The sequence below is a fragment of the Xanthomonas euroxanthea genome (assembly GCF_903989455.1).
In the GTDB taxonomy this organism is placed as follows: Bacteria; Pseudomonadota; Gammaproteobacteria; order Xanthomonadales; family Xanthomonadaceae; genus Xanthomonas; species Xanthomonas euroxanthea.
On sequence record NZ_LR861803.1, the window covers coordinates 3,047,436 to 3,063,442 of the forward strand.

A 16,007-nucleotide genomic window follows, 5' to 3' on the forward strand; every position below is an offset into this window, starting at 1 on the left:
CCAATCATTCTGGAAGCTCGTCATTTACGTTTCAATCCCAACATCCACGGCGCAACGCGCACCAGCACCGCGCGCATCGGCACGCTGGCAACGATAGCGAACGCACTCAGGCCCATTGCCCAGGCCGGGGTGCCGATCGTGCCAGGTGCGATCACGCCCGTTCGTGCCACCACGCTGGTGAGCACCAGAAACACCAATGTGTGCGTGCACAGGATCAGCAGGGTATTGCCGCCGATCCACTGCAGCCACCGCCACTGCCGAACGAAGTAGGCCACACACAAGGTCATTGCAGTACCCAGCAGGCTGACCAGCAGGAACACCGCAGCGGAATGCCCGAACTGCAGATTGTTCACGTCCACCTGCCCGTTCCATCCGGCCAGCCACCACCACGCTGCCGCCAGCACCGGCAGGGCCAATGCCCAGACCGCGGCCCCGAGCGCGCGCAGTGCATCGGCATGGCGCGACAGCCATCCGCCCACGGCGATGAAGAACAGCGCAACGGGCACTACATCCAGCGCGAACGGGAGCCGCAGATGCAATGACGGAAACCAGCCCGTCCATGCCAATGCGAGCAGCAGACTGGTCGCAGCCAGGGCGGCCGTCGTCAGGCGCGTGCGCAACGCGATGTAGGCTAGCGTGGTGACGAACAAGGCCGGCAGGAACCACAACGCCGGCAGCACGTACAGGCGCGTGCCGTTGGCCCAGAACAGACCGACGAACGGATCCCACCACGGCAGGACATGCGATGGATGCGGCGCGCGGCTGGTCACTCCCATCAGCAACCAGCAGGCGTAGGCCACCAGGAAAAACGCAAGGTAGGGAACCAGCAACGTGCGCGCCAATTTCCTGATCGTCGCCACCGTCATCGCGCGGTGGCCGAAGCGCTCGCCGACCCAGCCGGACAGCACGAAAAACAGCGGGACATGAAAACTGTAGGCAAATAGTTTGTAGGCGCCCGGCATGCCGTTGGCATGTCCCAACACCACCAGCACGATGGCCAGTGCCTTTGCTGCATCGATCTGCCAATCGCGGGTCAATGCAGGCGCTGGCGCAGCCTTGGCCGCCAGGTCGCCGTGCCCGGCCGGGCTGGAATACGGTGCGGTGGTCATGCCGCAGCGCCAGTCATGCCGCCACCGGGCGGGCACCCAGGGTCCACGGCGCAAAACGCATCAGCACCCAACGCAGCGGCACGCTCGCAAGCAACGCAAACACCGTCACGAACACTGCCCAGCCCAGCCCGGGGCGCGAGGCACCGAATCCGCCGGCCAACGCTGCGACACCGGAAAGCACGAAGAACACCAGCATGTGGGTGCACAGGATCAGCAAGGTATTGCGGCCGATCCACTGTATCCAGGCCCAGCCCTGCACCAGCCGTGCCGCGCAGATCACCATCAATGAGCCGAGCACCGCACCGAGCATGAACCCGGCGTGGCTGCGGCCGAATTCCAGCATGTTGACGTCGATCCGGCCATTGCGAACGGCCAGCCAGGCCACCGGCAAGGCCAGCAGCAGCGTGACCAGCGCGCTCACCGGCAAGGAGGTCGGCAGACGTGCGGAGATGTGGACCAGCAAGGCGCCCAGCGCGTAGAAGCACAGCGACACCGATAGTACGTCTAGGCCGAAGAAAAGTCGCAGCTGCTGGCCCGAAAACCAGCCCATCCAGCACCAGGCCAGGGGCAGCGACGCCACCGCGATCAGCACCGGCGGCATCCAGCGGCGCAGCACGAAATAGCTGAGCACCGTCACCAGCATCACCGGCAGGAACCACAGCGGAGGCTGCACGTACAGATCGGGGCCAATACCGGTGAACATCGCCACGATCGGCTCCCACCACGGATGGCTGCCCCACCGCGCCGCCTTCTCGCCGATATTGCGCGTCAGCAACCAGTAGGCGTAACCGAGCAGATAGAACGTCACATACGGCAGCAGCAGGCCGCGCGCCTGCTTGCTGATCGTCTGCGCCAATCCGGTGGTCCGCGACGCATAGCCGGACGCCAGCCAGCCGGACACCATGAAGAACAGCGGCACATGAAAGCTGTAGGCAAACAGCGTCATCGCATGCGGCACGCCCTTGGCGTGGCAGAACACCACCAGCAGAATCGCCAGGGCCTTGGTGGCATCAATGCGCGGGTCGCGGCTGCGCCCGCCGTTGGCAACGTGCACGCCGGCCGCCGGTGCAACCGGCTGCGGTGCGTGCGTTGCCGCCACACTCATCGTGCGCCTCCCGCGGGCAGTGGCAATCGTGCCTCATCGTCGGACGGATCCTGGCTGGTCTGCTGCGCAATGCTTGCAGCAGACCAGGTCGGGCGCATGTGCCACAGGCAGCCGCACACGAACCACCACAATGCCGAGGTCTTGATCGAGAAGTAACCGTTGGACACCAGCAAGCTCAGCGCGAACGCAAAGATCGCCAGGTTCTTGAACAGCTGCCCTTCCTTGCTCGGCATCAACAACAGAAACGAATACGACAGCAGGAACGCGAGCACGCCGACGATCGACTGGGATGCGATGAAGTAGGCGATGCCGCTGTCGAAGTAGCGGTACGCCTGCGCAAAATCCAGGCCCATCCATGAGTTGAAGGACAGGTTATTCATCGAATTGACGGTGAAGAAGACCCGGCCCATCGTGTTGTCCTGATAGGCAGTGATCCCGGTGATCCACACCAGCAACCATGCGGTCATGATCACGATCAGGAAAATCAGGAAGGCCAGGCGTTGATCCAGGCGTTTCAACAGCGGCGACAGCAGCACCATCAGCACGCAGGTGCCCGCCGCAAGCCGCCCATCGGAGGCCACGATCATGAAGCCGATCAGGCCGACCGACAGGAGCAGCATCGCCGGCCGCATCCAGCGCCAGAACACCAGCACGATCGCGGTAAAGAAGCAGATGTAATTGCCCATGGTCACCGGCTCGATGAACATCGAGGAGGCGCGGGGAAGATTGGAACCGGGCAGGAAGTTGCGCTCGCCCGGTCGCGTGGCGCTGACGAACAGGTTGCTGTCTTCGTTCCAGAACCCCTCCGCGCTCATGCCGCGCGCGTTGACGAAGAAGCTCTTCGGGTTGACCAGATCGCCGTAGACACTGGGCGTGGCCAACTCGAACGCGGCAACCAACGACACGATGATGGTCATGCGCACGAACAGCTTGGGTACCGACCCGGTATAGGCCGAACCAAGCACCACGAACGCAAACACCACCAGCGCGTCGCGGAAGAACTTCGGATCGACCTGCCAGTTCACCAGGAAGCGCACGAACATCAAGGTGACGATCAGGCCCAGGCCGCTGATGATCAAGGCGATGCGCTTGCGGCTCATCGAGCCAAGGCCGAGCAGGAAACACGCGGCATAGACCATGAACTCGACCGCGTAGGTGATCACCGGACGCACGGTGAACACGTTCGCATTGATCAGCGCCAGCACCAGGTTGTAACCGACGCCGACCAGCAGCGTCAGTTCAATCAGCAGGTTGTGCCAGCGAACGCGGGCCTCGTCGCTCATTCGGATCAGCATGCAGACGCCTGCTTGAAAGGGGCGGCTGCAATGCAGCCGCCCGCGGCGCTCGGCGCGCCAGGTCGCACACTCCCCGCCATCATCAGTACGCGGTCTTCTGTCCGAGCACACGTACTGCGGTCAGCACGATGATGCGGATATCCAGCCACAGCGACCAGCGACGGATGTAGTCCAGATCGTACTGGATGCGCTTTTTCATCGTGCGCAGCTCCGGGGTTTCGCCACGGAATCCATTGACCTGCGCCCAACCGGTGATGCCCGGCTTGACGTAATGGCGCTGCATGTAGTGATTGATCAGCTTTTCGTAATGGGTGTTGTGTTGCGCCGCGTGCGGACGCGGACCCACGATCGACATGCTGCCACCGAGCACGTTGAAGATCTGCGGCAACTCGTCCAGGCTGCTCCGGCGCAGGAACGCCCCGAAACGGGTGATGCGGCTGTCGTTCTTGGTCGCCTGCTGGATGGTGGTGCCATGATCGTCATGCACACGCATCGAGCGGAACTTGAACATGTAGAACTCCCGACCGCCCAGGCCATGACGACGCTGGCGGAAGAACACCGGACCCGGCGAACTCATCTTCACACCGACCGCAATCGCCGCCATCAGCGGCCACAGGCCCATCAGCGCGATCACGGCCAGGATCTTGTCCTGCAGTGCCTTGGCGACCACGAAGTAGTTGTCGCGGTCCACACCACCCTGGCGCAGGTTGATCACCGGCACATTGCCGATCTGCTCGCCGGACTGGTTCAACAGGCCGAAGTCGAACAGATCCGGCACCAGCTTCACGTTGATCGGATAGCGATCCAGGCGCTGCAGCAGCTGCTTGATGTGGTCACGCTCGCCCAGTGGCAGCGAGATCCACACCTGCTCGACCTGGTTGTCCTGCAGATACTCGATCAGCGCATCCGGATCGCCCAGGCACGGCAGCGACTGACGTTGCTCGGTCACCGCGATGTCGTACGGCGTGCGGAAATAGCCGACCAGGTTCATGCCGACCCAGGGATTGCGGCTGAGGTAGTGATTGATCTTCATCACCGGATGGCGCAGACCCACCACCACCACCCGCTGCACGTCCACACCCTGGGTACGCAGGTGATTGAGGAAGCCGCGCAGCACCGTGCGGGCCGCCACCAGCGAGGCCAGGCCACCGACGAACCACAGGCCGATCCAGCCGCGCGACACCTGCTCGCCGACCTGCACGATCAGTGCGTGCACCGCAAACAGCGCGAACACACCGCCGAACGCGCCGCCCAGCACCATCAGCTCGCTCAACAGCCCGCGACCGCGCCAGCTGCGATACAGCGGGAACAGCGCAAAGCAGATCACCGAATACAACAGCGTGGTGGCGATGGCGACCCGGTACGGTGCCGCAGGCACCCAGGAACCGAAGACGATGCGATAGGCGATCAGCCCGGAAGCCACAACCATGGTGAGGTCGAAGACACGCAGGACCAGGTCGGCTGCAGCCGAATACTTGGACAACAATCGCGGCGAGGATGTCGTGTAAGTCGCGCTACTCAAGTCTGCCAAAAGCATGGGGATGTCCTCCAAACTCGATACGGTGCATGCGGGGGAACATACGAATCGCACGCGAGCTTTCAATCATCTCCGTCGAGCGATCACCGCGGTAATACCTACCGACCCCAGATCGCACGACAGCCCTTTGTTTCAACAGAGACAAACTTTCAAACGAAGGAGCCCGAAACATACGGGATCCAACCTTTTCCACGCTGAATCAGTTGTCACTTCAATTAACCCATCGTTGTGCAACACCACGATGTCAGTCCAACCGAGCCTGCGCTGGCGTGCCTCGCAGGAAGTAGCGCACCAGAGCCACAGCCACGCCCAGGAATACGCCAAAGATAAAGCCCAAGGCGAGGTTCAATTTGAGTTTCGGCGAAGTCTTAGACGTAGGCACGTCTGCGGTGTCGATGATGGTCACGTTGTTGGCGCCGACGTTGCTCGCCACACCGATCTCCTTGTAGCGCTGCAGGAGCGCATCGTAGAGCTGGCGGTTGGTATCGACGTCGCGCTTGAGCATGTTGTAGCGGATGCTGCGGCTCTGCAGGTCCAGCTCATCGTTTCGCAATCCGGCGATGCGCTGGTTGAGCAATTGCTCCTGGTGCACCGACGCGTCGTAGGTCGCCTTGAGCGACTGGCGGATATTGATGACCTCGCCATTGATCTGGCGGCGCGACTCTTCGATCTGCGCCTTCAGGCGTTGCATTTCCGGATAGTCCGGTTTGAAGGTCGACAGCTTCTGCTGATACTCGGTGTTCAGGCGGATCTGCTCGCCGCGCAGGCTCTGGATCAGCGGGTTGCTCAGCACCTGCGGCAGCGACATCGCATCGCCGCTGCTGACCTGACGCCAGGCTGCCTCAGCCTTGATGCGGGTGTCCTGCGCCGATGCCAGCATCGCGTTGAGGTCGCTCAGGTTCTGGGCAGGAAGCGATGGCTTGTCATCGCCCACCGACACGATCTGCTCGTCGGTGGAATAGGTGACCAGATTCTTTTCCGAGTCCTCCACCTTGTCGCGCAACTGCTCCAGACGCTCGGCCAGGAACTTGGTCGCGAACGAAGACGCCTTGATGCGGCGTTCCTGCGTGCTGACGATGAAGACCTTGGTGTAGGTGTTGGCGATCTTGGCCGCCAATACCGGGTCCGGCGAATCGTAATTGACGTAGACCAGGCGCGAATTGAGGATCGGCTCGACCACCAGCCCGGCCAGCAGCGTGTCGGTCAGGCTGCGCTCGATGATGGCCTGGCGCGAGTCGACCGACTTGCCGGCTTCCGGATTCTTGGCAGCGGCCTTTTCCAGCGCCTCGTCGACCTGCTGCTTGAACGCCGGCTCCTGGTCGAGCCTGGCCTCGCGGATCACCGCACGGGCCAGCGAACGGCTCTGCAGCAGCTGGTACTGGGTCTGGTAGAAATCGCGATCCTGCGGCGACTCCACCGGCATCAGGTTGTCGACGTTCACCACGTTGAGCGAATCACGCTCGATCTGCAGCGTGCTGGTGGCGCGGTATTTTTCCGGCATCAGCAGGGTGACGCCAAAGGCCAGCGCCACGGCCGCGACGGTGATCAGGATGATCAACCAGCGCTGCGACACCAGCGCGCGCCAGTAGTCGAGCAAGCCAACGTCGGCCAGCTCAAGATGCCCATGACGATGAGACGGGGAGGAACGATTGTCTGAATTCATACTCATCGGTAAGCGCGCCACACCATCACAAGGGGGGTCAGTTCCAGCATGGTGCGCAGCCAGACGCGTGCGTCCGAGCGATACACCACAACGATGTCGCCGCCGTAGATCTCAGGGTCCGGATTGGCCCCCTTCTCGATCTGGGTCAGATCGAATCTGGCGATCATCTTTTGCCCGTTGACGGTGCGGAACACGATGACGTTGCCGCGGCTGGCCACCGTGCTGACACCCTTGGCCTGCGCAATGGCCTGCTGCAGGGTCAGGTTGGCGCCGATCACCGGATAGATCCCCGGCTCGTCGACCGCACCGGTCACCGTCACCCGGCGACCATTGGACTCCTGTACGAACACCGATACCTGCGGCTGCTGCAGGTATCCAGCGGCGTAGCGGTCTGCCACCAGCTTTTCCAGCTCGCCGACGCCCAGGCCGGCCGCCTTGACGTCGCCGATCAGCGGCAGCGAGATGTGGCCGTTCTGATCGATGCGGACCTGCCGCTCCAGGTCATCGACCTGGAACACCTTGAACAACAACAGGTCGCCTGGGGCGAGTCGATACTCCGGTTGCACTGCCGACATTGCGAGCGGATCCGGAAGCGGCAGGGAGTCCGCCATCTTCGGACCGGTGCTGCATGCGCCCAGTGCCATCGAGCAGATCAACGCCAGGCTGAGGCCTTGGCAGAATCGTCCGATCAGTTTTTTCATGCGTGTGGCTGGCTGCCTCGGTTGGGTGGGACAGGACCTCGCGCAGCATTCGACCGGCTAACACGCCAGCAAGAACGTACGACAGAGAAATTCATCCCAAGACGCTCGGGATCACGACAGGTGTGACGTGTTGCAGTGCACTATGGCATAGAACCAAGGCATCGCAAGACGCTGCTCGCCATTTTTTTGACGGCGTTGGCCTATTGATTCAAGTTCGTCGTTACACCGTTAACAAAACGTGATCCACGTACTAATCCAGCGCGACTGATTCAGAGCATTTTCGGACACTTAGCCACATTCCGTGACCCAGGTCCATGCGAACGGGACCGCGATGAAACGGACGCGACCAGTGCTCTCATGCTGCTCTGCAATATGCCGATATGCATATCGTGTCACCCGCATGACACGCCGCCGACCGCATGTTGCGGCGCAACAAAAAAGCCCATGTCCGTGAAGACATGGGCTCTGTGTTTGGTCGGGGTAGCCGGATTCGAACCGACGACCACTAGTCCCCCAGACTAGTGCGCTACCAGGCTGCGCTATACCCCGAAGATGTTGCATCCGCCACGAGGGCGGCCTGCGATTATAGCGGCTTTGTGAAACGTTTTCCTAGCGGCGCAGCAGTTGCAGAACCTCTTCCAGTTCCATGCGCACCTGCTTGATGATCTGGTTGCTCAGTGCCGACTCGCTTTTGGCGCCATCGCCTTCCAGACGCAGACGTGCGCCACCGATGGTGTAGCCCTGCTCGTACAGCAGGCCGCGGATCTGGCGCACCATCAGCACATCGTGGCGCTGGTAGTAGCGCCGGTTGCCGCGCCGCTTGACCGGTTCCAGGCTCGGAAATTCGGTTTCCCAATAGCGCAGCACATGCGGCTTGACGTCGCACAGTTCGCTGACTTCGCCGATGGTGAAGTAGCGCTTGGCCGGAATTGGCGGTAGTTCGCGATTACTGCCCGGATCCAGCATAAGCCTCCACCCGCTCCTTGAGCTTCTGGCCCGGACGGAAAGTCACCACCGTGCGCGCCGAGATCGGAATTTCCTCACCGGTCTTGGGATTGCGACCGGGCCGTTGATTCTTGCGCCGCAGATCGAAGTTGCCGAAACCGGACAGCTTCACCTGACGGCCCTGCTCCAGCGCATCGCGCAGCACATCGAAGAACGCGTCGACAAATTCCTTTGCCTCGCGCTTGTTCAGACCGACCTCGTCGAACAGACGTTCGGCCATCTCCGCTTTCGTCAATGCCATGCCAATCCCCTGGTTACCGCCTCAACTCCGGATCCGGGCGCGGTGCTCGCGCTCGATCACGGCCACCACATCGGCAACGACTGCGTCGACGTCCCGGTCGGTGAGAGTGCGCGAGTTATCCTGCAAAATCAAGCCCATAGCCAGACTCTTGAAACCTGGCTCGACCCCTTGCCCGACATAGCGGTCGAACAGCTGCACCTCGCGCAACAACGGCCCGACCGTGGTGCGCACGCTGGCCGACAGGGCCGCCCAGCTCACCTCTTCCGGCACCAGGAAGGCCAGGTCGCGACGAACCGAAGGGAACCGCGACAGTTCACCGGCACGCGGCAACGCGCGTTGGACCAACGCGGTCAGTTGCAGCTCGAACGCGACCACATCCACGTCGATGTCCAAGGCCTTGGCCAGGCGCGGATGCACCTGCCCGATCCAGCCGATGCAAACGCCGTCGCGATGGATGTCGGCCGAGCGCCCCGGATGCCCGAAGGGTTGGGCGGAGGGCTGGAAGTCCAGCACCGCGCCGCTCGCCGCCGCCAGCGCCATCAGGTCGCCCTTCAGATCGTGGAAGTCCACCTTGCGCGCCGGCTCGCCCCACTGCAGCGCCAGAGCATCGCCACACACGGCCGCGGCGACATGCTGCGACTCCTGCGGGGCAGCGCCGGCCTCGGAGGCGGCAGCGAACACCTTGCCCAGCTCGAACAGGCGCACGCGGCCGGCCTGGCGGGCGGCATTGCGGCCCAGCGTCGCCACCAGGCCCGGCAGCAGGCGCGGACGCATGATCGCAAGCTCGGCACTGAGCGGATTGGCCAGTGGCACCAGTCCGTCGGTCAGTTGCCAGCGCTCCAGCAAGGTGGCGTCGACGAAGGCGTAGTTGATGGTTTCCTGCAGCTCGCGCGCCACCAGCTGGCGGCGCACGCTGAGCTCGTCGAGCTGGGTCTCGCTCGGCATCGCAATCCGGCTTGCCCCGCCCGGCAGCGTGGTCGGCACGCGGTCGTAACCGTGGATACGCGCCAGCTCTTCGATCAGATCCTCTTCGATGGCGATATCGAAGCGACGGCTCGGCGTCATCACCTGCCAGCCTTCGGCAACCGCCTCCAGCTGCATGCCGAGCGCGCCCAGAATGCGCACGACCTCGGCATCGTCGATCCGGATACCGAGGACGCGCGCGATCCGCGCACGCCGCAGCAGGATCCGCGCCGGCTGCGGCAGATGCTGCGGCAGCTGCGCATGCACCACCGGGCCCGGCGTGCCACCGGCCAGCTCCAGCACCAGCCGCGTCGCCACCTCGATCGCCTGCGGCGGCAGCGCCGGATCCACACCACGCTCGAAGCGATGACCGGCATCGGTATGCAGCCCGAGCTTGCGGCCACGGCCCATGATTGCGGCCGGATCGAAATACGCCGACTCTAGGAACACGTTGCGCGTGGTCTCGGTGACGCGCGTGTCCAGCCCACCCATCAGGCCGGCCAGCGCCACCGGGCGATCGGCATCGGTGATGGTCAGGAAACTGTCGTCCAGCGTGACCTGCCGCCCATCCAGCAACGCCAGCTGCTCGCCGCCGCGCGATCGGCGCACACCGATCGGGCCCTGCAGCGTATCCAGATCGAACGCATGCATCGGCTGGCCAAGCTCCAGCATCACGTACTGGGTGATATCCACCAGCAGCGAGACCGGACGCACGCCGCTGCGGCGCAGCCGCTCGGCCAGCCACACCGGCGTTTTCGCGGCCGGGTCGATGCCTTCGATCACGCGTCCGCAGTAGCGCGGCGCCTCGCTACCGGCAAGCAACTCCACCGCCAGCGTGCGCGTGGACACCGGCGCCACGACACCGGCATCGAAGGCCACCACTTCGCTGGCGCATGCCGCCGCCACGTCGAAGGCGATACCGCGCACGCTGAAGCAATCGGCACGATTGGGCGTGAGCTTGATCTCGATGCTGGCATCGGGCAGCCCCAGATACTCGGCCAGGGCTTGGCCCACCGGCGCATCGTCCGGCAGCTCGAACAGGCCGGACGCGTCGCTGTCCAGCCCCAGTTCCTTGGCCGAGCACAGCATGCCGTTGGACGCGACCCCGCGCAGCTTGGCGGCGGTGATGGTCAGTTCGCCGATCTTTGCACCGACCAGAGCCAACGGCGCCACCAGACCGGCACGTGCGTTGGGCGCGCCACACACGATCTGCAGCAGCTCGCCCTGCCCTGCGTCGACGCTGCAGACCTGCAGACGGTCGGCTTCCGGATGACGTACCGCCTCGACGATACGCGCCACCACCACCTGCCCCAGCGCCTGGCCCAACGGCGTGACCTCTTCGACCTCCAGACCGATCGCCGTCAGCGTCGCGGCAAGCTCGTCTCGGCTCGCCTGGATGGGAACGTGGCTGCGCAGCCAATTTTCAGAGAATTTCATGAGGAGCCGGGAATCGGGAATGGAGAATGGGGAATCGCAAAGGCAAGGGCGCCGGGCCTTCGGAATGGGACCTGCAGAGCGCGTGGCTGTTGCGATTCCCCATTCCCAATTCCCGATTCCCGGCCGTCAAGCAAACTGCCGGAGAAAACGCACATCGTTTTCGAAGAACGCGCGCAGGTCGTTGACGCCGTAGCGCAGCATCGCAAAGCGCTCCACGCCCAGGCCGAACGCGAAGCCTGTGTAGCGCTCAGGGTCGATGCCGACGCTGCGCAGCACGTTGGGGTGCACCATGCCGCAGCCGAGCACTTCCAGCCAGCGCGTGCTGCCGTCCGGCTGCTGCCAGGCGATATCCACTTCCGCGCCCGGTTCCACGAACGGGAAATAGCTGGGGCGGAAGCGCATTTCGAAGTCGCGCTCGAAGAACGCCCGCACGAACTCGGACAAGGTGCCCTTGAGATCGGCGAAGGTGGAATGCTCGTCCACCAGCAGGCCTTCGACCTGATGGAACATCGGCGAGTGGGTCTGGTCCGAGTCGGAGCGGTACACCTTGCCGGCCGCGATCATGCGCAGCGGCGGTGTGTGTGCATCCATGTAGCGCACCTGCACACCGGAGGTGTGGGTGCGCAACAGGCGGCCATCGCCGAAATAGAACGTGTCGTGCATCGCGCGCGCCGGATGGTGCGGCGGAAAGTTCAGGGCTTCGAAGTTGTGCCAGTCGTCCTCGATCTCCGGACCATCGGACAACTCATAGCCCAGGCGCGCAAAGATCTCGACGATGCGCTCGAGCGTGCGCGTGACCGGGTGCAGTCCGCCCCGTTCACCGCGACGCCCTGGCAAGGTCACATCGATCCGCTCCCCGGCCAGACGCGCGTCCAGTGCAGCATTTTCCAGCGCGTGCTTGCGCTCGGACAATGCAGCGGTCAGCGCATCGCGCGCCAGGTTGATCGCTTCGCCAGCGGCTTTGCGCTGATCGGCTGGCAGCGTGCCGAGCTGCTTGAGCTGGGCGGTGATGCTGCCGCTCTTGCCCAGCAGTGCGACGCGCAAGGCTTCCAGTTGGTCCGGCGTCTGCGCGGCGGCGACATCGGCCAGCGCACGCTCGGTCAGGGATTGAATCTCACTCATTGCACTCGCGCCTCAACTGCTCAGCCGAACGGTGTTTCCGGATGCACCGGAATGCATTGCCACTCAAATCGCGTCCTGCCCGGCATCCACTTAACGATGCCGGCCATCTAAAACGCAAAAGGGGAAGGACTCGCGCCCTTCCCCCTGCATATCTGCTTGCCCTCGCCGGAGGCCTGCACACGAATGCGCAAACCCCGACAAGAAACTACCCTTTCAAAAGTCCGCACATGGATGTGCGGGCTCTTGCAGAGGGACCTGCATTTACGCCGCCAGCGCGCCCTTGGCCTTCTCAGCCAGCGCGGCAAAGCCGGCGGCGTCGTGCACGGCGATATCGGCCAGCACCTTACGGTCCAGGGTGATACCAGCCTTCAGCAGGCCGTTCATGAAACGGCTGTAGCTCAGGCCATTGATGCGGGCAGCCGCGTTGATGCGGGTGATCCACAACGAACGGAACACGCGCTTCTTCTGCTTACGGCCGATATAGGCGTACTGCTGCGCCTTGATGACCGCCTGCTTGGCGACGCGGAAAACCTTGCGACGGGCATTGTAGTAGCCCTTCGCCAGGGTCAGAATTTTCTTGTGGCGGCGGCGCGCCTGCACACCACGCTTTACTCGTGCCATGGTTCAGTCCTCAGAGGTAGGGAAGCATACGGTCAAGACGGCCTGCGTCCTCGGCACGGACGTGATTCGTCTGCCGCAGGTTGCGCTTCCGCTTGGTCGCTTTCTTCGTGAGGATATGGCTACGGTTTGCGTGGCCGCACTTGTACTTGCCGGAGGCGGTCTTGCGGAAACGCTTGGCCGCCGCCCGGTTGGTCTTGATCTTGGGCATTGCAATGTCCTTGATGGTGTTTTGTCACTGACCCGGGCGGCAGTCTTGCGACCACGCTTTCCATCCATGCCCTTGCCTGCTTGTAAGTCCCTGATCGAACACGATCCGGACAGGTCCTGTACCGCTTGCGCGGCGCCCCGGCAAAACCGGGCCGCGCAGTCTACCCGTTGCCGGGAATTCTTGCAAATGGATGCCGTCTCCGGCCAGGCGGGCCCTACCGGGCCCGTCCCGCCGCGGGATCAGATCTTCTTCTTCGGCGCGATCATCATGACCATCTGGCGCCCTTCCAGGCGCGGGCGCGACTCGATGACGATATCGTCGCCCAGGTCGGCCTCGATCCGCGACGCCATCTCGCGCCCCAGCTCCTGATGGCTCATTTCACGGCCACGGAAGCGGATGTTGACCTTGACCTTGTCGCCCTCTTCCAGGAAGCGGCGCATGTTGCGCAGCTTGATCTGGTAGTCGCCCTCGTCCGTGACCGGACGGAACTTGAGTTCCTTGATCTCGACCTGCTTGGTCTTCTTCTTGGCCTCGTTGGCCTTTTTCTGCTGCTCGAACTTGAACTTGCCGAAATCCATGATCTTGCAGACCGGCGGATCGGCCTGCGGCTGGATTTCAACCAGATCCAGGCCTTCTTCCTCGGCCTTGGCGAGCGCTTCGTCGCGCGACAACACGCCGACCATCTCACCGTCGCTGCCGATCACGCGGACGCGCGGCACACGGATTTCTTGGTTCTTGCGGTTCTGTTTGTTGTCAGGGGTACTGATATTGCAATCTCCCAGGGGAATCGAACCGGCGCATCCGGATCATCCAGACCGGCCGGGGTTGGCTCACGCTGCCTGCTCTGCCTGCAGACGCTCAATGAAGGCCGAAACCGTCATGGTCCCGAGATCCTCTCCCGAACGTGTCCGCACGGCGACGGCACCGTTTTCCTTCTCGCGGTCACCGACGACGAGGAGATAAGGCACGCGTTGCAGCGTATGCTCGCGAATCTTATAACCGATCTTCTCGTTACGCAAATCGACGTTCACACGGAAGCCTTGATTTGCAAGGGTTTTCCGAACCGAGTCGACATAGTCTGCCTGTGCATCGGTGATATTTGCGACAACGACCTGGACCGGGGCGAGCCAGGAGGGGAAGGCGCCGGCGTGGTGTTCGATCAGAATGCCGATGAAACGCTCCATCGAACCGACGATCGCCCGGTGCAGCATGACCGGATGCTTCTTCTGGCTGTGCTCGTCCACGTACTCGGCGCCGAGGCGGCCCGGCATCATGAAATCGACCTGCATGGTGCCCAGCTGCCAGGTGCGCCCGATGGCGTCCTTGAGGTGGTACTCGATCTTGGGGCCGTAGAAGGCGCCCTCGCCCGGCAGCTCCTGCCACTCCACCCCGCACACGCCCAGCGCGCTGCGCAGCGCGGCTTCGGCCTTGTCCCAGGTCTCGTCGTCGCCCAGGCGCTTTTCCGGGCGCAGCGCGATCTTGATCTCGATGTCCTCGAAGCCGAACGCGGTGTAGACCGCCAGCGCCTGCTGATGGAAGGCGGTGACTTCGGCTTCGATCTGCGATTCCAGGCAGAACACGTGCCCGTCGTCCTGGGTGAAACCGCGCACGCGCAGGATGCCGTGCAGCGCGCCGGACGGCTCGTTGCGGTGACAGGCGCCGAACTCGCCGTAGCGGATCGGCAGGTCGCGGTAGCTGTGCAGGCCCTGGTTGAACACCTGCACGTGGCCGGGGCAGTTCATCGGCTTGACCGCGTAGGTGCGCTTCTCCGACTCGGTGAAGAACATCGCATCCTGGTAGTTGTCCCAGTGGCCGGACTTCTGCCACAGCGACACGTCCAGGATCTGCGGGCAACGCACTTCGCCGTAGCCGCTGTCGCGGTAGACCTTGCGCATGTACTGCTCGACCACCTGCCACAGCGACCAGCCCTTGGGATGCCAGAACACCAGGCCGGGCGCCTCTTCCTGCAGATGGAACAAGTCCTGCTGCTTGCCGATGCGGCGATGGTCGCGCTTGTCGGCCTCTTCCATGCGCAGGATGTAGGCGTCCAGCTGCTTCTTGTCGGCCCAGGCGGTGCCGTAGATGCGCTGCAGCTGCTCGTTCTTGGCATCGCCACGCCAGTAGGCGCCGGAAATGCGGGTCAGCTTGAAGGCCTTGAGGAAGCGCGTGTTGGGTACGTGCGGGCCGCGGCACATGTCCACGTATTCCTGGTGGTAGTACAGGCCCATCGCGGTGATGTCGGCGGACATGTCCTCGATCAGGCGCAGCTTGTACTCCTCGCCGCGCTGGGTGAACACCTCGATCACCTCGGCGCGCGGGGTGACCTTCTTGATCACCTCATAGTCCTGCGCGATCAGCTCCTGCATGCGCTGCTCGATCGCGGCCATGTCTTCGGGCGTGAACGGGCGCTCGCTGTAGATGTCGTAGTAGAAGCCTTCGGCGATGACCGGGCCGATCACCATCTTGACCTCCGGGTACAGCTGCTTGACCGCATGCCCGACCAGATGCGCGCAGGAGTGGCGGATGATCTCCACGCCTTCGGGGTCCTTGGCGGTGATGATGCGCAGGCTGGCATCGTGGTCGATGACGTCGCTGGCATCCACCAGCTGGCCGTCGACCTGGCCAGCGATGGTCGCCTTGGCCAAACCGGCGCCGATCGACTGGGCGACCTGCATCACCGAGACGGGGGATTCGAATTCGCGGCGGCTGCCGTCGGGGAGCGTGATGTTGATCATGGGCAAGAATGAGGTCTGGGCTGGCTGCAGCGCGATGGCTGCAAGGGAGATCTGCCCGTTGCGGGACAGGCTCGGATAAAGGGGTGGCGAGAGGTGGTGCAGAAACAACGCCGTGCAGGCGCCTTGCCAACTGGCGCGGCCGGGATCAGCGGTGGGCGGTGGTAGTGCTCATGTCGCACGCTGGGCCGGCGCGGGGCGCGGGCCACCTTCTCGCAAGGGGTCTTGAGGAGAATGGTAAACCAATCAGCCCGCCGTTGCGCATGCC

General features: G+C 63.4%; 14 protein-coding genes and 1 tRNA gene. All 15 read right to left on the reverse strand.

The window, feature by feature from the left end; genetic code table 11:
• Positions 1–20: 20 nt before the first annotated feature.
• The 15 genes from H7A86_RS12735 to thrS all read right to left on the reverse strand — a co-directional run bounded on the left by H7A86_RS12735 (position 21) and on the right by thrS (position 15,742).
• Positions 21–1,109 (reverse strand): acyltransferase family protein, encoded by a 1,089-nt coding sequence (locus H7A86_RS12735; protein ID WP_119131345.1) that lies wholly within the window; start codon positions 1,107–1,109, stop codon positions 21–23.
• Between the two features lie 13 nt (positions 1,110–1,122).
• Positions 1,123–2,214: an acyltransferase family protein gene (locus H7A86_RS12740; RefSeq protein ID WP_119131344.1), complete on the reverse strand. Its 1,092-nt coding sequence runs from the start codon at positions 2,212–2,214 to the stop codon at positions 1,123–1,125.
• A complete protein-coding gene (locus H7A86_RS12745; protein ID WP_166765961.1) occupies positions 2,211–3,497 on the reverse strand; it encodes a polysaccharide biosynthesis protein GumE in 1,287 nt (428 codons plus the stop codon). The genes H7A86_RS12740 and H7A86_RS12745 overlap by 4 nt, the downstream gene beginning before the upstream one ends.
• Positions 3,498–3,591: 94 nt before the next feature.
• Complete coding sequence (locus tag H7A86_RS12750; protein WP_104582011.1) at positions 3,592–5,046, reverse strand: undecaprenyl-phosphate glucose phosphotransferase; 1,455 nt, start codon at positions 5,044–5,046, stop codon at positions 3,592–3,594.
• 244 nt (positions 5,047–5,290) lie between these two features.
• Entirely contained in the window at positions 5,291–6,730 is a 1,440-nt protein-coding gene (locus H7A86_RS12755; RefSeq protein WP_104582010.1) for a GumC family protein, read from the reverse strand.
• Complete coding sequence (locus H7A86_RS12760) at positions 6,712–7,410, reverse strand: polysaccharide biosynthesis/export family protein (RefSeq protein WP_164739129.1); 699 nt, start codon at positions 7,408–7,410, stop codon at positions 6,712–6,714. The genes H7A86_RS12755 and H7A86_RS12760 overlap by 19 nt, the downstream gene beginning before the upstream one ends.
• A 472-nt stretch (positions 7,411–7,882) precedes the next feature.
• Positions 7,883–7,959: transfer RNA gene (locus H7A86_RS12765), tRNA-Pro, on the reverse strand.
• A 60-nt stretch (positions 7,960–8,019) separates the two neighbouring features.
• Entirely contained in the window at positions 8,020–8,376 is a 357-nt protein-coding gene (locus H7A86_RS12770) for a MerR family transcriptional regulator (RefSeq protein WP_005995911.1), read from the reverse strand.
• Positions 8,357–8,656 carry an integration host factor subunit alpha gene (locus H7A86_RS12775; RefSeq protein WP_002811076.1) on the reverse strand — a complete coding sequence of 100 codons (300 nt, stop codon included), beginning with the start codon at positions 8,654–8,656 and terminating at the stop codon, positions 8,357–8,359. Before H7A86_RS12775 ends, H7A86_RS12770 begins: the two co-directional genes overlap by 20 nt.
• 21 nt (positions 8,657–8,677) lie before the next feature.
• Entirely contained in the window at positions 8,678–11,056 is a 2,379-nt protein-coding gene (gene pheT / locus H7A86_RS12780; RefSeq protein WP_119131343.1) for a phenylalanine--tRNA ligase subunit beta, read from the reverse strand.
• A 126-nt stretch (positions 11,057–11,182) separates the two neighbouring features.
• A complete protein-coding gene (locus H7A86_RS12785) occupies positions 11,183–12,178 on the reverse strand; it encodes a phenylalanine--tRNA ligase subunit alpha (protein WP_104582008.1) in 996 nt (331 codons plus the stop codon).
• A gap of 261 nt (positions 12,179–12,439) precedes the next feature.
• A complete protein-coding gene (gene rplT, locus H7A86_RS12790; RefSeq protein ID WP_016903313.1) occupies positions 12,440–12,799 on the reverse strand; it encodes a 50S ribosomal protein L20 in 360 nt (119 codons plus the stop codon).
• A 10-nt stretch (positions 12,800–12,809) separates the two neighbouring features.
• On the reverse strand, positions 12,810–13,007 hold the full coding sequence (gene rpmI, locus H7A86_RS12795) for a 50S ribosomal protein L35 (RefSeq protein WP_002811096.1): 198 nt from the start codon (positions 13,005–13,007) through the stop codon (positions 12,810–12,812).
• A gap of 239 nt (positions 13,008–13,246) precedes the next feature.
• A complete protein-coding gene (infC, locus tag H7A86_RS12800) occupies positions 13,247–13,789 on the reverse strand; it encodes a translation initiation factor IF-3 (RefSeq protein ID WP_080591364.1) in 543 nt (180 codons plus the stop codon).
• Positions 13,790–13,837: 48 nt separating this feature from the next.
• Positions 13,838–15,742: a threonine--tRNA ligase gene (gene thrS / locus H7A86_RS12805; protein ID WP_119131342.1), complete on the reverse strand. Its 1,905-nt coding sequence runs from the start codon at positions 15,740–15,742 to the stop codon at positions 13,838–13,840.
• Positions 15,743–16,007 lie beyond the last annotated feature (265 nt).